Genomic DNA, 20,207 nt, shown 5'->3' with positions numbered 1-20,207 from the left:
GAAGCACAGGACGCCATGGAAGCCCTACGCCGCCGCATCGAAACCCAGGTCATGAGCCTCACCGGGCTTGCCCTCGGCCAGCTCGACCTCGAGTCCCCCAAAGGCGACCCTGGCCTGTTCGGCCCGCACAGCATCAGTTGGCGGGTGCATGGCGACTTCCCGAGCATGCTGGTCGGCGGTATCAGTGCGCTGATGCTGCAACTGCTGCACCCATTGGCCCTGGCCGGGGTGTGGGACCACTCCAACTTCCGCGAAGACCTGCTCGGCCGCCTGCGCCGCACCAGCCAGTTCATCTCTGGCACCACCTTCGGCGCTACCGGCGATGCCGAATGGCTGATCGACAAGGTGCGCACCATCCACTTGCAGGTGACCGGCACCGCGCCCGATGGCAGCCCATATGCCGCAAGTGACCCCGACCTGCTGACCTGGGTGCACGTGGCGGAGGTCAGCAGCTTCCTCGCAGCCCACCTGCGCTACCGCGACCCCGGCCTTTCACGTGCCGATCAGGACGCCTATTACGCCGAGATCGCCCTGATCGCCGAACGCCTCGGGGCGCGCAATGTCCCCCGCTCCTGCCAGCAGGTCGCGGACTACCTGCACCGAATGCGCCCACAACTGCAATGCAGCGCGCGTAGCCTGGAGGTTGTCGAGATCCTGCTCGATGCACCCGCGCCAAGCCGCCTTGCCGAGCCGGTCGGCAAGCTAATGTTGCATGCCGGCATCGATCTGCTGCCGGGCTGGGCCCAGGCCATGCTCGGCCTGCAACAAGGGCCGCTGCAACGGCGCATGATCCGCCTTGGCCTGCAAAGCACAGCGCCAATTCTGCGCTGGGCCATGCGAGACGGCTCTGCACATCGGGCCAGGCGACGCATGGGTATCGAGTGACGGGAAATGGTCGCCCCAGCGGAACCGATTTAACGTGCCATACTCCAACCACTCCTGCTTAGACAGACGAAGCGACACATGTACAAAGGATTGACTCGCGCCCTCGGCGCCCTGCTGGCTCTGGTGGCCCTATACAGCCTGCTCGGCTTCCTCATTCTTCCTGGTGTCGCCTTGCGTATCGCCAACCAGCAGCTGGCGCAGTACGCCACCGTGCCGGCACACCTGCAACGCATCGAACTCAACCCCTTCAGCCTCGAGCTGACGCTTTGGGGCCTGCAGCTCGGCGAGCCTGGCAAGGAGCAGGTCGGCTTTGAACGGCTGTACGCCAACCTGGCGCTCGACAGCTTGTGGAGCGGCGCCCTGCACCTGCAGGCCATCGAACTCGACAAGCCACGCAACGAGGTGCTGTTCGCCAAGGACGGTACGCTCAACCTGACCCAACTGTTCAAGTTGCCCGCCAGCGAACCCAAGCCAGAGCAGCCACCCAGCGACCCGTTCCCACTGCGTATTGGCAGCATCAAGCTCAGTGGCGGTTATCTGCACTTCGAGGACCAGCGCCCGAGCGAGCCGATCGAGTTCATCTACGACGACATGAACCTGGAGCTGAAAAACCTCAGCACCCTGCCAGACGACAACGCCGACATGACCTTGGTGGCCAAGGGCCCCAATGGCGGCCAGGTCGACTGGACCGGCACCCTGAGCCTGGCCCCCTTGGGCTCGGAAGGCACCCTGAAAGTCACCGACGGCAAGATGAAACTGTTCTGGCCCTACGTGCGCGATGCCCTGCCGCTGGTGCTGGAAGACGGCGTGCTCAACCTCGACACCCACTACAAGCTCAACCTGTCCAAGGAAACCGAGCTGTTGCTGGACAATACCTCGGTCAAGATCGCGCCGTTCGCCATCAAGGCCCCGGATGACCGGCCGCTGGTGCGCCTGGCCAGCCTGGAAGTAAGCGAGACGTCCATCGACCTGGCCAAGCAGCTGGTCACCGTCGGCAAGGTTCGCAGCGAAAAGCTGGAAACCTGGGCGGCTCTGGAAAAGGACGGCCAACTCGACTGGCAGAAGCTGTTCGCCAGCCAGCCGGCCAAAGCCACGCCGAAGGAGAAAGCCGAGCCGGCGGCTGCCGAACCAACGCCGCAGGAGAAAGCCGCAAAGGCGCCAAGCAAGCCGTGGCAGGTACTGCTCAAGGACGTGCAACTGCGCGACTACCAGGTACACCTCGCCGACCGTAGCCAGAAGGAGCCGGTAGCGCTGGATGTCGGCCCGCTGAACCTCGACATGCAGGGTTTCGACAGCCTCAACCAGTCGCCTTTTACCCTCAAGCTCGACACCGGCGTTGGCAAACAAGGCAAGCTGCAGGCAGCAGGTGAAGTGAACCTGGCGCCGGTCACCGCCAAGCTCGATGTCAGCACCCGTGACATCGACCTGCGTATCGCCCAGGCGTACATCAGCCCGTTCATTCGCCTCGAACTGCGCAGCGGCATGCTCGCCAGCGACCTCAAGGTCGACCTCAAGCGCACCGAGCCTCTGGCCTTCACGGTTGCTGGCAAGGCCCAGGTCAACCAGCTGCATACCCTGGACACCATCAAGGGCCGTGATTTCGTCAAATGGCAGCAAGTAAACGTCGATGCCCTGTCGTATGTGCACGGTGATGCCTTGTCGATCGACAAAGTCACCCTGCTGCAGCCCTACGCGCGTTTCATCATCAACGAAGACCGCACCACCAGCATCGACGACCTGCTGATCCCGCAACCGGCCGGCGCGCCGTCCAGCAGCCCGGCCAAGCCAGCCAGTGCTGCAGCCAGCAAGCCCCTCGGCATCCACATCGGCCAGATCGACATCAACGATGGCTCGGCCAACTTCGCCGACCTGACCCTGACACCGAACTTCGCCACCGCCATCCAGCAGCTCAACGGCCAGATAGGCACCATCGACAACCGCAAGCCGGCACCGGCCAAGGTCGACGTCAAAGGCAAGGTCGACCGTTATGCCCCGGTCACCATCAAGGGCGCGCTCAACCCGTTCAACCCGCTGGCCAGCCTGGATATCGCCACCAGTTTCAAGCGCGTCGAACTGACCACGTTGACCCCCTACTCCGGCAAGTTCGCTGGTTTCCGTATCCGCAAAGGCCGGCTGAACCTCGACCTGCACTACCTGATCACCAACGGCCAGCTCAAGGCCGAGAACAAGGTGGTGGTCGAACAGCTGCAACTGGGGGAAAAGGTCGAGAGCCCTGATGCGGTGGACCTCCCAATCCGCTTGGCGATCGCCTTGCTCAAGGACACCGAAGGGCGGATCTCCATCGAACTGCCGGTTTCGGGCGACCTCAACAACCCGCAGTTCAGCGTCATGCCGATCGTCTGGCAGACCCTGCGCAACCTGGTGCTGCGTGCGGCCCAGGCGCCGTTCAAGTTCATCGGCGGGCTGATTGCCGGTGGTGGCTCGCAAGACCTGGGTACGGTGGCCTTCGCCCCTGGTTCCAGCGAGCTTAGTGGAGATGCGCAGTCGACCCTGGACAAACTGGCATCGGCGCTCAAGGAGCGCCCGGAACTGCGCCTGGAAATCGAAGGCACCAGCGCCCAGAGCAGCGACGGCCCGTTGATCGCCCAGCAGCGCCTGGAACGTGAATACCAGGCGACCTGGTACAAGATCCTGCAGCGCCGTGGCGACAAGGTACCGGCCAACGCCTCGATGCTGCAGGTCGATGACAGCGACAAACCGGCGATGCTCGAAGGCATCTACCGCACCCGCCTGAAACAGCAACCCCCAGCCGAGTGGGAGCAATTGAGCCGGGACGAGCGCGCCACCAAGCTGCGCGAGGCAGTGATCAAGTCCTGGGCTGAAAGCACGGCATTACTGCGTACCCTTGGCCAGGAGCGGGCCAGCAGCATCAAGGACTACCTGGTCGACAAGGGCAAGCTCGAAGATGACCGGGTGTATTTCATCGACACCAACCTTGGGCAGGCTGAACGTGATGGGCGGGTGGTTACCCCGATGCACCTGGATGCTGAGTAGCCACAAGCCTGTATGCGCCCTTGCAGGAGCGGCCTTGTGTCGCGAAAGGGGTGCGAAGCGCCCCCATGATTGCAGCTTCGCCGCATGAGTTGCCGGGGCCGCTGCGCGGCCCTTTCGCGACACAAGGCCGCTCCTACGGGCAGACGCGATACTGGCTCACACCAGCCGCTGCCCCGACACCGATGGGTGATACAGCGGCTGTACCTTGTTCCCCGCAGGGTCCAGCAGGTGGAAGCTGCGCGCACCATCACCATGGTTGAACGGTTTGTCGAGCAAGGTCACACCACGCGCCTTGAAGTACTGGTACCAGGCCTCCAGCTCTTCCACGCTATCGACGATGAAGCCGTAATGGTCGAGCGTCTGCAACCCATTGGCCGCCCCTGCCCCACGCCCCAGCGACAGATTGTCGTTACCGCAGGTCAGGTAAACCAGGTCCTCGTTGGCCCGGTTCAGCACCTCCATGCCCATCACATCGACGTAGAAACGCTCGCACTCCTCCAGATTGGGCACCAGCAGGGCAATATGGCGCAAGCCATTCAGGCGACCGGGACGAGCAGGTAATTCAGACATTGGCGCGACTCCTTTTTTGTATACAATTCTAAATTGAATTTAAAACAAAAGGATCGCCCTGTGTATAGCCTGTTCATCAAGACCCGTGTAAAACCTGGTTGCGCCGAAGCCTTCCTGACCGCCATCAAGGTCAATGCCGCTGCCTCCGTCGCTACCGAACCAGGTTGCCTGGTGTTCGACGTATCCCAGGACAGGCTCGACCCCGACGTGATCTACCTGTACGAGATCTACCGCGACGATGATGCGTACGAAGCGCACACGCAGACCGCACATTTCCGCGACAGCCGCCCGCAGGTCGAGCCGCTGATCGTCGAACAGGAATGCTTCGAGAGCGATGTGATCGCCCGCAATCCGGTGTATTGAACGTACATGAAAAAGCCCCGGCACAGGCCGGGGCTTTTTCAGTGAAGGTGGCCAAGTCCGTTTGGCCGACGGGACATTCCTTATTCGGCTTTCAGGCCATCAGCGGAAACGGCCTTCACGCCTTTGATTTTCTTGGTGATATCAACCGCCATTTTTTTCTGCGATTCGGTAACGGCAGTTTCCGACGACAGGGATACGACACCTTTGTTGGTCTCGACCTTGATGTCGCTGCCTGGAATGCCCTTCTCGGTCATGAGGTCCGATTTCACCTTGGTAGTGATCCAGGTGTCCGAGGTCGCTTCCTTGGCTTTGGTCACCTCACCGGCCGCGATCGTCATGGGGGCCTGGGTGGACTGTTGGGCGAACGCCGCGTTAGCCATGGTCAGGGTCAGAGCGGTAGCAGTAGCGGCAGCAATGGCGAACTTCTTCATGTGGGTCACTCCTGTTTTTCGAAAGGTCTGCGCCGTAAGTCCTGGCGGCAGGTAAGAGTGTAGTTGCATGTGCTGTGCCAGCTTTACCGCTTCGCTTGTTTCTTTATAAATCAATGACTTATGAGAAGCTTCAGACAGTAGCAGTCGTGCATTTTGCAATCAGGCCACAAAACCTGCATGCAAGATGCAAGTACGCAAAAGGTTCCCGATGCGCATAAAAAAAAGGGCCCCGAAGGGCCCCTTTCCTGTTGCGTGTCAGTCGCTTAGACGCCCGAGGCCTTGGCCGCGGCAACGTCCTTGATCGACAGCTTGATACGGCCGCGGTTGTCCACGTCCAGTACCAGCACTTCAACTTCCTGACCTTCTTTCAGCACATCGGTGACTTTCTCTACGCGAGCGTCGCTCAGCATCGAGATGTGCACCAGGCCGTCCTTGCCAGGCAGGATGTTGACGAAGGCGCCGAAGTCGACAATACGCTCGACCTTGCCGACGTAGATCTTGCCGATCTCGGCCTCGGCAGTGATGCCCAGGATGCGCTGCTTGGCAGCCTCTGCTGCTTCCTTGGTTTCGCCGAAGATCTTGATCGAGCCGTCGTCTTCGATGTCGATCGAAGCCTTGGTCTCTTCGCAGATGGCACGAATGGTGGCGCCGCCTTTGCCGATGACGTCACGGATCTTGTCGGTGTCGATCTTCATCGCGATCATGGTCGGGGCGTTGGCCGACAGCTCGGTACGCGACTCGCCAATGATCTGGTTCATCTGGCCGAGGATATTCAGGCGCGCTTCCAGGGCCTGACCCAGGGCGATTTCCATGATCTCTTCGGTGATACCGTTGATCTTGATGTCCATCTGCAGCGCGGTAACACCTTTGGCGGTACCCGCAACCTTGAAGTCCATGTCGCCGAGGTGGTCTTCGTCGCCCAGGATGTCGGTCAGGACTGCGAACTTGTCGCCTTCCTTGACCAGGCCCATGGCGATGCCGGCAACCGGAGCCTTCATCGGTACACCGGCGTCCATCAGAGCCAGGGAAGCACCGCAAACCGAGGCCATGGAGCTCGAACCGTTGGATTCGGTGATTTCCGAAACCACGCGGATGGTGTACGGGAACACGTCAGCGGCTGGCAGCATGGCCTGAACCGAACGACGGGCCAGACGGCCGTGGCCGATTTCGCGGCGGCCGGCACCCCCCATGCGACCACACTCGCCTACCGAGAACGGTGGGAAGTTGTAGTGCAGCATGAACGGGTCTTTCTTCTCACCTTCGAGGGTGTCCAGCAGCTGGGCGTCACGCGCAGTACCCAGGGTCGCAACGACCAGGGCCTGGGTTTCGCCACGGGTGAACAGCGCCGAACCGTGAGTCTTCGGCAGTACGCCGACTTCGATGTTCAGGGGGCGTACGGTCTTGGTGTCGCGGCCGTCGATACGTGGCTTGCCGTTGACGATGTTTTCACGAACGGTGCGGTATTCGATTTCGCCGAAGATGTCTTTGACTTCACCAGCCGAAGGCTGGCCTTCTTCACCGGAGAACTTGGCAACGGCCTGATCGCGTAGCTCGCCCAGGCGTGCGTAGCGGTCAGCCTTGACGGTGATGGTGTAGCCCTGCGAAACGGCTTCGCCGAACTCGGCGCGGATAGCGTTGAACAGTTCGGTGTTGGCAACGGCTGGTTTCCAGTCCCAGGTCGGCTTGGCAGCTTCTGCGGCCAGTTCTTTGACAGCCTGGATAACAGCCTGGAATTCGTCGTGGGCGAACAGTACAGCGCCCAGCATCTGGTCTTCGGTCAGCTCCTGAGCTTCCGATTCAACCATCAGCACCGCATCGGAAGTACCGGCAACGACCATGTCCAGGCTCGAGGCAGCCAGTTGCTCGTAGGTCGGGTTCAGCAGGTAGCCGGTGCTTTCGTGGAAGGCAACGCGGGCAGCGCCGATCGGGCCTTCGAACGGAATGCCGGAGATAGCCAGGGCAGCCGAGGTACCGATCATCGCAGCGATGTCCGGATCGGTCTTCTTGCTGGTGGAAACCACGGTGCAGACAACCTGCACTTCGTTCATGAAACCTTCAGGGAACAGCGGACGGATCGGACGGTCGATCAGGCGCGAGGTCAGCGTCTCTTTCTCGGAAGGACGGCCTTCACGCTTGAAGAAGCCACCCGGGATCTTACCGGCGGCGTAGGTCTTTTCCTGATAGTGGACCGACAGCGGGAAGAAACCCTTGCCTGGGTCGGCCTGCTTGGCGCCAACCACGGTCACCAGCACGGTGACGTCGTTGTCGACGGTAACCAGCACGGCGCCGGTTGCCTGGCGGGCGATACGGCCCGTTTCGAGAGTAACGGTCGATTGACCGAACTGGAATTTCTTGATTACCGGGTTCACGGTTTCCTACCTTTTTCAGTGGCTCTGGGGGGAACTGGTTTCTTGCGAATTCTTGGGCAGAACGGGGGATCGGCCCCATTGACCGTCCAGATACAACACGAGGTTGGGAGCCTGGCTGCTGCGCGGTAAACCGCTCAGCAAAACCAGGCTGCCAACCTCGGAGATACGCGTGGCGTGTCCGACGACGATGCTGCAAAGCAGCATAGCCGAAGCCTGCGACACGCCATGCACACCACTGACCAGGCCGCTATTAGCGACGCAGGCCCAGGCGACCGATCAGGGCGCTGTAACGAGTGGTGTCTTTGCCCTTCAGGTAGTCCAGCAGCTTACGACGCTGGTTGACCATACGGATCAGACCACGACGGGAGTGGTGGTCTTTATCGTTGGCCTTGAAGTGGCCTTGCAGTTTGTTGATGTTGGCGGTCAGCAGAGCAACCTGCACTTCCGGGCTACCGGTATCGCCGGCGGCTTGCTGGTAATCGGCAACGATCTGAGCTTTTTCTTCAACGCTGAGGGCCATGAGGCTTCTCCAAATTAAACGGATCCCGCAAGCGGGCTCCAATAGGCCAGGGGCAAAACCCTGTATTAATAAAATGAGTTGTGACCGTGCCTACTGACAGCCACCCTCGGTCCACCGGTTTCAGCCTAAGCCTGCGCCTGTGGTTTCGGTCATTCCGACCGAATCAGTCGACGCGGCGCAATGCGCCCGTCTTCGCTCACTTCACCGATACCGATGAAGCGGCCATTGTGATCCTGTACGCGGACCATGCCGAACTGCGGTGCATCCGGCGCACGCACTGCCTGGCCATGCAGCCAGTAGAAAGCGCTGTGCTCGGACAGGCACACCAGTGGCCAGTCCTGCAGCCCACTGTCGGACGGCATCAGGAAGCGATCGAGCGCTTCGTTGCCACCTTCGGCATGGGCCTGCTCGAGTTCCTCGAGGGTTACCGTCTGGGCCAGGGCGAACGGCCCGGCCTGGGTCCGGCGCAGCTCGGCGACATAAGCGCCGCAGCCCAGAGCCTCGCCGATATCCTCCACCAGGGTACGGATATAGGTGCCTTTGCTGCAGCCTACCGACAACCGTGCACGGGCGCCTTCGCACTCGAGCAACTCCAAGCGGCCAATAGTAACAGAACGCGCCTCGCGCTCCACTACCTCTCCTGCACGCGCCAGTTTGTAAAGCGGCTGGCCGTCGCGCTTGAGCGCCGAGTACATCGGCGGTACTTGGAGGATTTCACCGCGAAAACGCGGAATCACCGCTTCGATATCGGCGCGACCAACGGTCACCTCACGGGTCTGCAGGACTTCGCCTTCAGCGTCCGCGGTGCTGGTAGTCTGCCCCATCTGCATGACCGTTTCGTAGCCCTTGTCAGAATCGAGCAAGTACTGCGAAAACTTGGTCGCCTCACCGAAGCACAGCGGCAGCACGCCGGTGGCCAGCGGGTCGAGGCTGCCGGTGTGGCCGGCCTTCTCGGCATTGAGCAACCAGCGGACTTTCTGCAACGCGGCGTTGGAGGTGAAACCCAGCGGCTTGTCGAGCAGGATGATGCCGCTGACGTTGCGGCGGATACGTTTGACCTGGGCCACCGCTTACTCCTTGGCGTCCGGCTCGTCGGCATCCTTGTGCAGGCGGTCTTCGGCCACTGCACGCTCGATCAGCGCCGACAGGTGGACACCTCGGCTGACACTTTCATCGAAGTGGAAGTGCAGCTGCGGCACGCTGCGCAGCTGCATCGAGCGGCCCAGGTGCAGGCGCAGGAAGCTTGCGGCGCTGTTCAGAGCCTTGAGCGACTGCTGCACGGCGTCTGGCGCTTCTTCGCCCATGACGGTGATGAAGACCTTGGCATGGCCCAGGTCGCGGCTGACATCCACTGCGGTGATGGTCACCAGACCGACGCGTGGGTCTTTGACTTCACGGCGGATCAGCTCGGCCAGCTCGCGCTGCATCTGATCACCGATACGTTGGGTACGGCTGTATTCTTTGGCCATTCTTGCTACCTGTAACTTAAAGCGGCAAACGCCCGGTGAGGCTGAAGCCTGACCGGGCGCTACCTACTGAGGCGCTGCCCACCGCCCTGCGGCGGGGGCTGGCGCCCTGCTCACCCTTAAAGGGTACGAGCAACCTGGACTTTCTCGAAGACTTCGATCTTGTCGCCGACCTTGACGTCGTTGTAGCTCTTGACGCCAATACCGCACTCCATGCCCGAACGAACTTCGGAAGCGTCGTCCTTGAAGCGACGCAGCGATTCCAGCTCGCCTTCGAAGATCACAACGTCGTCGCGCAGTACGCGGATCGGACGGTTGCGGTACACGGTACCCTCGATGACCATACAGCCAGCGATGGCGCCGAACTTCGGCGAACGGAACACGTCACGTACTTCTGCAACGCCCAGGATGTTCTCGCGAACATCGCTGCCGAGCATGCCGGTCAGGGCCTTCTTGACGTCTTCGATGATGTCGTAGATCACGTTGTAGTAACGCATATCCAGACCTTCCTGCTCGACGATCTTGCGCGCGCCGGCATCGGCACGCACGTTGAAGCCGAACAGTACTGCATTCGAAGCCAGCGCCAGGTTGGCGTCGCTTTCGGTGATACCACCTACGCCGCCACCGATCACGCGGACCTGAACTTCGTCGTTGCCCAGGCCGCCGAGCGAGCCCTGCAGTGCTTCCAGGGAACCACGCACGTCGGTCTTGAGGACGATGTTGAGGGTCTTCTTCTCTTCCTGACCCATGGTCTCGAAGATGTTTTCCAGCTTGCCGGCGTGAGCACGGGCCAGCTTGACCTCGCGGTACTTGCCTTGACGGAACAGGGCCACTTCGCGGGCCTTCTTCTCGTCGGCAACCACGGACAGCTCGTCACCGGCTTCCGGGGTACCGTCCAGGCCAAGAATCTCGACCGGGATCGACGGGCCGGCTTCCTTCACAGGCTTGCCGTTCTCGTCGAGCATGGCACGCACGCGGCCATAATTGGAGCCGCACAGGACCATGTCGCCCTGACGCAGGGTACCGTCCTGAACCAGGATGGTTGCCACCGGGCCACGGCCCTTGTCCAGGCGCGATTCAACCACAACGCCACGACCTGGAGCGGTCGGGGTGGCGGTCAGCTCGAGGATCTCGGCCTGCAGCAGGACAGCTTCGAGCAGTTCGTCGACACCGGTACCCATCTTCGCCGAAACCTTGACGAACGGAGTGTCACCACCCCAGTCCTCGGAGGTCACGCCTTCGACGGCCAGTTCGTTGCGGATGCGATCGAGGTCGGCGCCCGGCTTGTCGATCTTGTTCACTGCAACCACCAGCGGAACGCCAGCTGCCTTGGCATGCTGAACGGCTTCGCGGGTCTGCGGCATCACGCCGTCGTCCGCCGCCACCACCAGGATGACGATGTCGGTCGCCTTGGCACCACGAGCACGCATCTGAGTGAACGCTGCGTGGCCCGGGGTATCGAGGAAGGTGACCATGCCGCGGTCGGTTTCCACGTGGTAGGCGCCGATGTGCTGGGTAATACCACCGGCTTCGCCAGCAGCAACCTTGGCACGACGGATGTAGTCGAGCAGCGAGGTCTTGCCATGGTCAACGTGACCCATGACGGTAACCACCGGCGCGCGCGACTCGGTCTGGCCTTCGAACTTCAGCGATTCGGCCAGGGAGTCTTCCAGGGCGGTGTCGCTGACCAGAGTGACCTTGTGGCCCAGCTCTTCTGCGATCAGCTGAGCGGTTTCCTGGTCGAGTACCTGGTTAATGGTAACCGGGGTGCCCATCTTGAACATGAACTTGACCACTTCGGCGCCCTTGACGGACATCTGGTTGGCCAGTTCCGAGACAGTGATGGTCTCGCCGATGGTCACGTCACGAATGACTGGGCCGGTCGGGTTCTGGAAGCCGTGCTGGTTACGCTTCTTCAGCTTGCTCTTGCCACCGCGACCACGACGAGCGCCATCGCTCTCTTCGTCGGTGGTGCGCGGTGCGGCACGAGGAGTCGGAGCCTTTTCCTTCTCCTTGACCTTGACCTTGATCGACACGCGCGGCGCTTCGCCACGACGCTCGCCACCACGACGGTCTTCGTCACGGGTGCGGCCTTCGTTGCGACGGGCTTCGTCCTTCTTGCGCTCGGCAGCACGAGCTGCGGCATCCTCGGACGCTGGAACGTCGGCGACTACCGGAGCTGGAGCAGCGGCAGGCGCTGGCTCGGCCTTGGCGACAGGCGCCGGGGCTGGAGCTGGCGCATCGGCTGCCTGACGGCGAGCCTGCTCTTCATTGCGCTGACGAACTTCGGCCTCGACCTTGTCGCGAGCGGCATTTTCAGCCGCGCGGCGCTCATCCTGCTCACGCTTCTGCTCAGCCTGGATTTCTTCAGGGCTGCGCTGCACGAAAACTTTCTTCTTGCGTACTTCTACGCTGATGCTCTTGCTACCGGCGACACGCAGGGTGCTGGTGGTCTTGCGCTGCAAGGTAATCTTGCGCGGCTCTTCCACCTTGCTCTTGTGGCTGCTCTTCAAATGGGTCAGCAGAGTCTGCTTCTCATTGTCGGTCACTACCTGACCGGCGTCGGTGTGCGGCAGACCTGCCTCACGCATCTGCTGCAGCAGGCGCTCTACCGGTGCCTCGACCTCTTGGGCCAGTTCTTTCACCGTGACTTGCGTCATGCACTTCTCTCCTCAGGCCGCGCCTAATTACTCGAACCAGTGGGCTCGGGCGGCCATGATCAACTTGCCGGCACGCTCTTCGTCGATGCCGTCGATGTCGAGCAGGTCGTCAATCGACTGCTCGGCCAGGTCTTCGCGGTTAACCACGCCGCGCACCGCCAGTTCCGCTGCCAGGTCCTTGTCCATACCCTCGAGAGAGAGCAGGTCGTCGGACGGATGGGCGTCTGCCAGTTTTTCTTCGGTAGCGATGGCCTTGGTCAACAAACGGTCCTTGGCACGAGCGCGCAGCTCATTGACGATATCTTCGTCAAAGCCATCGATGTTGAGCATTTCTTCCAACGGTACGTAGGCAATTTCTTCGAGGCTGGTAAAGCCTTCGTCGACCAGCACTTGGGCCAGCTCCTCGTCGACTTCCAGTTCATCGATGAAATTGCGCAGGATGTCGCCGGTTTCAGCCTGTTGCTTGGCCTGGATGTCCTTCTCGGTCATCACGTTCAGGGTCCAGCCAGTCAGCTGACTGGCAAGGCGAACGTTCTGACCACCACGGCCAATAGCTTGTGCCAGGTTGTCTTCGGCAACGGCAATGTCCATTGCATGGGCATCTTCATCGACGATGATCGCCGCGACTTCGGCCGGCGACATGGCGTTGATGACGAACTGCGCCGGGTTCTCGTCCCAGAGGACGATATCCACACGCTCACCACCCAGCTCGCCGGATACGGCCTGGACGCGCGAACCGCGCATGCCGATGCAGGCACCTTGCGGGTCGATGCGCTTGTCCTTGGAGCGGACGGCGATCTTGGCACGCGAACCCGGATCACGGGAGGCAGCCATGACTTCAATGAGCCCTTCAGCGATTTCCGGCACTTCGATGCGGAACAGCTCGATCAGCATCTGCGGCGCGGTGCGCGACAGGATCAGCTGAGGGCCGCGGTTCTCGGTGCGGATTTCCTTGAGCAGCGCACGCAGGCGCACGCCAACCCGGAAGGTCTCACGTGGAATGATGTCTTCGCGGGCCAGCAAGGCCTCAGCGTTGTTACCCAGGTCGACGATAACGTTGTCACGGGTAACTTTCTTGACGGTGCCGGAGATGATCTCATTGACCCGCTCGCGGTAAGCGTCGACCACCTGGGCGCGCTCGGCTTCACGGACCTTCTGCACAATGACCTGTTTGGCGGTCTGCGCGGCGATACGGCCGAACTCGATGGACTCGATCTTTTCTTCGATCACGTCACCGACTTTCGCTTCCGGGTGGGTGTCCTTGATCTTGTCCAGCCAGGTTTCAATCGCCGGGTCATCCAGGTCGTTTTCATCGACCACGGTCCAGCGACGGAAAGTCTCATAGCTACCGGTGTGGCGGTTGATTTCCACACGCAGGTCGACTTCGTCCTCAAAACGTTTTTTGGTTGCAGTAGCCAGGGCCACTTCCAGCGCTTCGAAAATGACGCCGGGCGGTACACCTTTTTCGTTGGATACCGATTCAACAACCAGCAGTACTTCTTTGCTCATCGTACGCCTCGCCTTGCGCAAGCCATTGGGCCCGGATAGTCCGCCGGGCCCGGCACGTCTCAGTCAAAACTGGGAATAATATTGGCCTTGTCGATCGAGTCGATCGGCAGCAGGAACTCTTGATTGTCAACCTGGACAACCACATCCTGATCCTCCACACCGCGGAGAAGGCCCTGGAAGTTACGACGACCCTCGAAGGGTGAACGCAGCTTGATCTTCACTTGTTCGCCGGCATGCGAGGCAAACTGTTCCAGAGTGAACAGTGGGCGATCCATGCCTGGAGAGGAGACCTCAAGGGTATATTCGCTGCTGATCGGATCTTCCACGTCGAGGATCGCGCTGGCCTGACGGCTGACCGCTTCGCAGTCGTCCACCAGGATGCCGTCTTCCTTGTCGATATAGATGCGCAGTACCGAATGCTTACCCTGGGATACGTACTCGATCCCCCAGCACTGATAGCCCAGACCCTCGACCACCGGGGCCAACAAGGCCTGCAACTGTTCTAGCTTGCTCGACACCTGAACCCCCTCGTGCATGCTGTGCAAATAAAAAATGGGCGAAGCGCCCATCCCTGAAAGCGCCGTAGGACAACGACGCCGTAAATTGTTCGGCTAGCAAAAAGCCCCTGAAAAGGGGCTCCGCTGAAGCTGGTTGCGGGGGCTGGATTTGAACCAACGACCTTCGGGTTATGAGCCCGACGAGCTACCAAGCTGCTCCACCCCGCGACAAAGCTGGGGCGAAAGTATAAGACTTAACCTGCTTAGGGGTCAAACCCAAACCTTCACCTGCAAGAAAGCCCGCTAAAGCGGGCTCTCAAGCTTCAATTGGTACCGAGAAGGGGACTCGAACCCCTACACCCTATGGGCACAACCACCTCAAGGTTGCGTGTCTACCAATTCCACCACCTCGGCAATACTACTACTTGAAACCCGTTACTTCTGCTCTTCGGCCGGAGGAGGTACATCACCTTTGCTGGTGGTTTCGCTCTTCTGCTCCTGGAGCACCGGTACATCATCATTAACTGCCGGTTTTTGCGGCTCTTTCACTTCTAGCACCGCTGGATCTGGAAGACCTGCTTGGCTAAGCTGGTGAGCTTGTTGCTTCGCGAAGTATCCTAACCCAAGTGCTGTCAAAAAGAAAGTGGCAGCGAGTATAGCAGTTAATTTACTCAGGAAGGTAGCAGAACCTTGACTCCCGAACACAGTGTTTGATGCACCTGCGCCGAAAGATGCACCTGCTTCCGCACCCTTACCCTGTTGCAACAGAACCAGCACTACAAGCGACAGCGCTGCCAACAGATGAAAAACAACGATAACTGTTTCCAGCATTTGTTCAGTTTCCTGCGGCGCGACAAATTGCACCGAATTCGTCTGCGTTCAGGGACGCTCCACCAATGAGCCCCCCATCGATATCCGGCATGCCGAACAGTTCGGCCGCATTGGCCGCCTTCACGCTGCCGCCGTAGAGAAGCTGCACGTTTGCGGCAACTTCGGCGTCTTCGGCCGCCAACTGAGCGCGGATGGCAGCATGCACATCCTGAGCTTGTTGAGGCGAAGCCGTCAAACCTGTGCCAATGGCCCAAACCGGCTCATAAGCAATAACTGCATTGGCAAAAGCTTTAACACCGAACGCGTCGATGATACTGCTTAGTTGACCCCCGACAACTTCGAGTGTCTTGCCTGCCTCACGCTCTTCGAGGGTCTCCCCTACGCACAGCACCGGCATTAAACCACTAAGTTGAGCGGCTGCAAACTTATCTTTCAGCACTTCTTCACTTTCGCCGATGATCTGACGACGCTCGGAGTGGCCAATCAAGACCAACTTGCAACCTGCTTCAACCAACTGACTTGGTGCAACTTCACCGGTCAGCGCGCCCTGCTCGGGCTTTACCGCAGAATTCTGTGCTCCAACAATGATCCCTTTACCCTGCAGACCATCAACCACCTGATTGATGAACAGCGCAGGCGGGAACACCGCGACTTCAACACCATTTGGCACGGACATATTGCCCAGGCCCAGGATCAGCTCAGCGACGCTGGCGCGGGTACCGTGCATCTTCCAGTTACCAGCTACCATAGGGCGACGCATGCTTTACCTCGTCGGTCAAAGTGGGCGCAGATCTTACCCAACCCGATCTGCGCTGGCAAGCCTATTTCAGGCACAAACTTCTGCGACCAGTTTGGCCAGAGCTTCAGCGTGGCTGCGCACCTGGCTTTCGTCGTCACCTTCGACCATCACCCGCACCAAAGGCTCGGTGCCAGACTTGCGCAACAGCACACGCCCACGCCCGGCCATGGCCTCGGTCACCTTGGCGCTGGCCTCTTTGACTGCCGGATGCTCAAGGGGGTCGACCTTGCTTGCGCCAAACCGCACGTTGATCAACACCTGAGGGCACTTGCGCAAGGCCTGACGCGCCTGCGCCAGGGTCTCGCCACGGCGCTTGAGCGCCATCAGCACCTGCAGCGCGGCAATGATCGCATCACCGGTGGTGGTGTGGTTGCAGCACACCACATGCCCGGAATTTTCACCACCGAGCAACCAGTCACGCTCAAGCAGTTCGGCCATCACGTAGCGATCGCCTACCTTGGCCCGCACGAAGGGGATATCCAGGTCCTTGAGCGCGAGCTCCAGGCCCAAGTTGCTCATCAGTGTCCCAACCACCCCACCCTGCAACTTGCCACGCTCGTGCAGGTCTCGGGCAATGATGAACAGCAACTCGTCGCCATCGACGATGGCCCCGGTGTGATCGACCATCAATACCCGGTCACCATCGCCGTCGAACGCGATACCCAGGTCGGCATGCCCCACCAGCACGGCAGCCTGCAATGATTCGATGTGAGTCGAGCCGCAGGCCTCGTTGATGTTCAGGCCGTCCGGCTGCGCGTGCAGCACGGTAACATCGGCGCCGAGCTCGCGAAACACGCTCGGGGCAACCTTGTAGGTGGCACCGTGAGCGCAATCGACCACCAGCTTGAGTCCGTCGAAGCTGGTGCTGCTCGGCACGCTGCTCTTGCAGAACTCGATATAGCGGCCGGCTGCGTCGTTGATACGGGAAACCTTGCCCAACTTGCCCGACTCGACAACGGTCATTGGCTGATCAAGCAACTCCTCGATCATCAGCTCGACTTCGTCAGGCAACTTGGTGCCTTGCCCGGAAAAGAACTTGATGCCGTTGTCATCGTGCGGGTTGTGCGAGGCACTGATGACGATGCCCGCTTCAGCATGGAAGGTGCGGGTCAGGTATGCGATGGCCGGCGTCGGCATAGGCCCCAGCAGCATCACGTCAGCGCCAGCTGCAGACAAACCGGCCTCGAGCGCAGACTCGAACATGTAACCGGAAATACGCGTGTCCTTGCCCACCAGCACACGGCAATTACCTTGCTTGCGAAAAGCCATACCAGCAGCCCAGCCCAGCTTCAACATGAAATCCGGAGTGATCGGGTATTCACCGACGCGGCCACGGATACCGTCGGTACCAAAATATTTTCTGCTCATAGGGACTCCAGCGTTCTTATTCGGCGTTCTGTACTGCAGCAATCATGCGCACCACATCGACGGTTTCGGCCACATCATGGACGCGCAGGATGCTGGCACCCTTGGTCATGGCCAGAGCCGCCAGCGCGAGGCTGCCGTACAATCGCTCACCGACCGGACGATCCAGCGTCAGGCCAATCATGCTCTTGCGCGAAACGCCCACCAAAAGTGGGCGCCCAAGGCGGTAGAGCGCTTCCATGTGCTTGAACAGGCTGAGGTTATGCGCCAGTGTCTTGGCGAAACCGAAGCCTGGATCAAGAATGATTCGTTCGGCGGGGATGCCCGCCGCTGCGCAAGCGGCCATCCGCTGTTCAAGATAGCGCGATACGTCGGCAGTCACATCTTCGTATTGCGGATCGTCCTGCATGTTCCCGGGCTCGCCTCGCATGTGCATCAGGCAAACTGGCAAGCCAGTGTCCGCCGCCGCATCCAAGGCACCATCGCGCTCCAGGGCACGCACGTCGTTGATCAGGCCAGCACCCAGCCGCGCCGACTCGCGAATGACCGCAGGCGTTGAGGTATCGACCGAAATGACCACATCGAAGCGACTGTTGATGGCCTCAACCATCGGCGCCACCCGCTCGATCTCTTCGGTGACCGAAACGGCACGCGCACCAGGGCGAGTCGACTCGCCACCGATGTCGATCAGCGTGGCGCCTGCCGCGATCATCGCCTCGGCATGCCGCAACGCCTCGTCGCGCTGGCTGAAGCGCCCGCCATCGGAGAAAGAGTCGGGAGTGATGTTGAGAATACCCATTACATGAGTACGAGAAAGATCAAGAACCCGGTTGCCGCAAGGCAACCGGGTCGGGTACTGCACTGAGCTCATAGATGCCCTTAGTGTTGAGCTGCTGGGCCGCCGATCGGCGATTCAGGGCGATCATTCTGAGCAGTCGGGGTGCCCGAATCCTTGTCATCGTCCCAGTCACGGGGTTCGCGCGGAGTACGGCCCGCCATGATGTCGTCAATCTGATCGGCATCAATGGTCTCGTACTTCATCAAGGCTTCGGTCATTGCTTCAAGCTTGTCGCGGTTATCGATCAACAGTTGCTTGGCCGTGGCGTAGCATTGGTCGATGATGCTGCGCACCTCGGAGTCGATCAGCTTTGCAGTCTCGCCGGAAACACTTGAGTGCTGGCTGCCAGCACTTCGGCCGAGGAAGACCTCGCCCTCCTCTTCCGCATACATCAGCGGGCCAAGCTTTTCGGACAAGCCCCACTTGGTGACCATGTTGCGAGCGATCTGGCTGGCTCGCATGATGTCGTTGGAAGCACCGGTGGTGACACCATCGAAGCCCAGCGTCATCTCCTCGGCGATCCGGCCGCCGTACAGCGAGCAGATCTGGCTGATCAGCGCGCGCTTGGACAAGCTGTATCGGTCCTCTTCCGGAAGGAACATGGTCACACCCAGGGCTCGACCACGCGGGATGATCGAAACCTTGTAGACCGGATCGTGCTCAGGCACCAGGCGACCGACAATCGCGTGCCCAGCTTCGTGATAGGCGGTGTTCTTCTTTTCCTTCTCGGACATGACCATGGTCTTGCGCTCGGCGCCCATCATGATCTTGTCCTTGGCCAGTTCGAACTCTTTCATTTCGACCAGGCGCTTGTTGGAGCGAGCGGCAAACAGCGAAGCCTCGTTGACCAGGTTGGCCAGATCGGCGCCGGAGAAGCCTGGGGTACCACGGGCAATGACTGCCGGGTTGACGTTCTCACCAACGGGCACTTTGCGCATGTGCACTTTAAGGATCTGTTCACGACCACGGATGTCCGGCAGACCGACCACGACCTGACGGTCGAAGCGACCAGGACGCAGCAACGCAGGGTCGAGCACGTCCGGGCGGTTGGTGGCGGCAATGACGATGATGCCATCGTTCATTTCGAAGCCGTCCATCTCCACCAGCAACTGGTTGAGGGTCTGCTCACGCTCGTCGTGACCACCACCCATGCCCGCGCCACGGTGGCGACCCACAGCATCGATCTCGTCGATGAAGATGATGCACGGCGCGTGCTTCTTGGCCTGTTCGAACATGTCACGGACACGGCTGGCACCGACACCGACGAACATCTCGACGAAGTCGGAACCGGAAATGGTGAAGAACGGTACCTTGGCCTCACCGGCAATGGCCTTGGCCAGCAGGGTTTTACCGGTACCCGGCGGGCCAACCATCAGCACGCCGCGCGGGATGCGCCCCCCCAGGCGCTGGAACTTGCCCGGGTCACGCAGGAACTCGACCAGTTCGCCAACCTCTTCCTTGGCCTCGTCGCAACCGGCGACGTCAGCCAGGGTGGTCTTGACCTGGTCTTCGGACAGCAGGCGCGCCTTGCTCTTGCCGAAACTCATCGGCCCGCCCTTGCCACCGGCACCACCTTGCATCTGGCGCATGAAGAACATGAACACGGCGATGATCACCAGGATCGGGAAACTTGCCACCAGCAGTTGAGTCCAGATGCTCTGCTGCTCAGGCTGCTTGCCTTCGACGACCACGTGGTTGTCGACCAGGTCGCCGATCAGGCCATTGTCGGTGATAGCCGGGCGCACGGTCTTGAAGTTGTCACCGTCCGCGCGCTTGCCGGTAATGATGTAGCCATCGACGGTCACTCGCTCGACCTTGCCATCCTTGACCTGCTGGATGAAGTCGGAATAGTTGAGGGTCTGCGGCTCGTTAGGGCTGGAGAAGTTGTTCATCACTGTCACCAGGACAGCCGCGATGATCAACCACAGGATCAGATTCTTTGCCATGTCGTTCAATTCGCTACCCTCTGAGGCCGGCGCACGACGCAGCCGTGCCTCGCATGATATTCATCGCCCTAACTTACTACATTACCTACGCATCCGCAGGCACCGTCTGTAACCCTTTGTGAAACCTAGACTACACGAAGTTC

Annotated in this window: 17 protein-coding genes and 2 tRNA genes; 3 read left to right on the top strand and 16 right to left on the bottom strand. The window is 60.5% G+C overall.

Annotated features, from left to right (window positions below; translation table 11 throughout):
* Window positions 1-15: 15 nt before the first annotated feature.
* Together APH27_RS05700 and APH27_RS05695 are read left to right on the top strand one after the other, a co-directional pair.
* Window positions 16-885 (top strand): oxygenase MpaB family protein, encoded by an 870-nt coding sequence (locus tag APH27_RS05700; protein ID WP_060484229.1) that lies wholly within the window; start codon window positions 16-18, stop codon window positions 883-885.
* Between the two features lie 78 nt (window positions 886-963).
* The gene (locus tag APH27_RS05695; RefSeq protein ID WP_060484228.1) at window positions 964-3,900 is read left to right on the top strand and encodes a DUF748 domain-containing protein; all 2,937 of its coding nucleotides are present in this window, start codon (window positions 964-966) and stop codon (window positions 3,898-3,900) included.
* A 156-nt stretch (window positions 3,901-4,056) separates the two neighbouring features.
* Here APH27_RS05695 and APH27_RS05690 read toward each other — a convergent pair whose 3' ends face one another.
* Complete coding sequence (locus tag APH27_RS05690; protein ID WP_054885629.1) at window positions 4,057-4,470, bottom strand: VOC family protein; 414 nt, start codon at window positions 4,468-4,470, stop codon at window positions 4,057-4,059.
* A 60-nt stretch (window positions 4,471-4,530) separates the two neighbouring features.
* Between APH27_RS05690 and APH27_RS05685 the strand changes: the two genes are divergently transcribed.
* Window positions 4,531-4,833 carry a putative quinol monooxygenase gene (locus APH27_RS05685; RefSeq protein WP_060484227.1) on the top strand — a complete coding sequence of 101 codons (303 nt, stop codon included), beginning with the start codon at window positions 4,531-4,533 and terminating at the stop codon, window positions 4,831-4,833.
* Window positions 4,834-4,913: 80 nt separating this feature from the next.
* Here APH27_RS05685 and APH27_RS05680 read toward each other — a convergent pair whose 3' ends face one another.
* The 15 genes from APH27_RS05680 to ftsH all read right to left on the bottom strand — a co-directional run bounded on the left by APH27_RS05680 (window position 4,914) and on the right by ftsH (window position 20,064).
* Window positions 4,914-5,264, bottom strand: coding sequence for a BON domain-containing protein (locus APH27_RS05680; protein WP_060484226.1), 351 nt, complete (start codon window positions 5,262-5,264; stop codon window positions 4,914-4,916).
* Window positions 5,265-5,527: 263 nt separating this feature from the next.
* Window positions 5,528-7,633, bottom strand: coding sequence for a polyribonucleotide nucleotidyltransferase (gene pnp, locus APH27_RS05675; RefSeq protein WP_027917682.1), 2,106 nt, complete (start codon window positions 7,631-7,633; stop codon window positions 5,528-5,530).
* Window positions 7,634-7,883: 250 nt separating this feature from the next.
* On the bottom strand, window positions 7,884-8,153 hold the full coding sequence (gene rpsO, locus APH27_RS05670) for a 30S ribosomal protein S15 (RefSeq protein ID WP_016391796.1): 270 nt from the start codon (window positions 8,151-8,153) through the stop codon (window positions 7,884-7,886).
* A 149-nt stretch (window positions 8,154-8,302) separates the two neighbouring features.
* Entirely contained in the window at window positions 8,303-9,220 is a 918-nt protein-coding gene (gene truB / locus APH27_RS05665; RefSeq protein WP_060484225.1) for a tRNA pseudouridine(55) synthase TruB, read from the bottom strand.
* Window positions 9,221-9,223: 3 nt separating this feature from the next.
* Window positions 9,224-9,622 (bottom strand): 30S ribosome-binding factor RbfA, encoded by a 399-nt coding sequence (gene rbfA / locus APH27_RS05660; RefSeq protein WP_033696035.1) that lies wholly within the window; start codon window positions 9,620-9,622, stop codon window positions 9,224-9,226.
* A 116-nt stretch (window positions 9,623-9,738) separates the two neighbouring features.
* Window positions 9,739-12,279 carry a translation initiation factor IF-2 gene (gene infB, locus APH27_RS05655; protein WP_027917684.1) on the bottom strand — a complete coding sequence of 847 codons (2,541 nt, stop codon included), beginning with the start codon at window positions 12,277-12,279 and terminating at the stop codon, window positions 9,739-9,741.
* 27 nt (window positions 12,280-12,306) lie between these two features.
* Window positions 12,307-13,788, bottom strand: a complete 1,482-nt coding sequence (nusA, locus tag APH27_RS05650) for a transcription termination factor NusA (RefSeq protein ID WP_027917685.1) — start codon at window positions 13,786-13,788, stop codon at window positions 12,307-12,309.
* A gap of 59 nt (window positions 13,789-13,847) precedes the next feature.
* Window positions 13,848-14,306, bottom strand: a complete 459-nt coding sequence (rimP, locus tag APH27_RS05645) for a ribosome maturation factor RimP (RefSeq protein ID WP_033696040.1) — start codon at window positions 14,304-14,306, stop codon at window positions 13,848-13,850.
* A 130-nt stretch (window positions 14,307-14,436) separates the two neighbouring features.
* Window positions 14,437-14,513 (bottom strand) — tRNA-Met (locus APH27_RS05640).
* Window positions 14,514-14,613: 100 nt separating this feature from the next.
* Window positions 14,614-14,699: transfer RNA gene (locus APH27_RS05635), tRNA-Leu, on the bottom strand.
* A 21-nt stretch (window positions 14,700-14,720) separates the two neighbouring features.
* On the bottom strand, window positions 14,721-15,116 hold the full coding sequence (secG, locus tag APH27_RS05630; RefSeq protein WP_060484224.1) for a preprotein translocase subunit SecG: 396 nt from the start codon (window positions 15,114-15,116) through the stop codon (window positions 14,721-14,723).
* Between the two features lie 4 nt (window positions 15,117-15,120).
* Window positions 15,121-15,876, bottom strand: coding sequence for a triose-phosphate isomerase (gene tpiA, locus APH27_RS05625; RefSeq protein WP_060484223.1), 756 nt, complete (start codon window positions 15,874-15,876; stop codon window positions 15,121-15,123).
* A 66-nt stretch (window positions 15,877-15,942) separates the two neighbouring features.
* A complete protein-coding gene (gene glmM / locus APH27_RS05620; protein ID WP_027917689.1) occupies window positions 15,943-17,283 on the bottom strand; it encodes a phosphoglucosamine mutase in 1,341 nt (446 codons plus the stop codon).
* Between the two features lie 16 nt (window positions 17,284-17,299).
* Window positions 17,300-18,151: a dihydropteroate synthase gene (gene folP, locus APH27_RS05615; RefSeq protein ID WP_027917690.1), complete on the bottom strand. Its 852-nt coding sequence runs from the start codon at window positions 18,149-18,151 to the stop codon at window positions 17,300-17,302.
* A gap of 8 nt (window positions 18,152-18,159) precedes the next feature.
* Window positions 18,160-20,064, bottom strand: a complete 1,905-nt coding sequence (gene ftsH, locus APH27_RS05610) for an ATP-dependent zinc metalloprotease FtsH (protein ID WP_027917691.1) — start codon at window positions 20,062-20,064, stop codon at window positions 18,160-18,162.
* Window positions 20,065-20,207 lie beyond the last annotated feature (143 nt).

Source organism: Pseudomonas sp. NBRC 111123, assembly GCF_001320205.1.
Classification (GTDB): Bacteria; Pseudomonadota; Gammaproteobacteria; order Pseudomonadales; family Pseudomonadaceae; genus Aquipseudomonas; species Aquipseudomonas putida_J.
The sequence above is the reverse complement of the archived record's forward strand: the minus strand, read 5'-3'. Positions and strand labels throughout refer to the sequence as shown.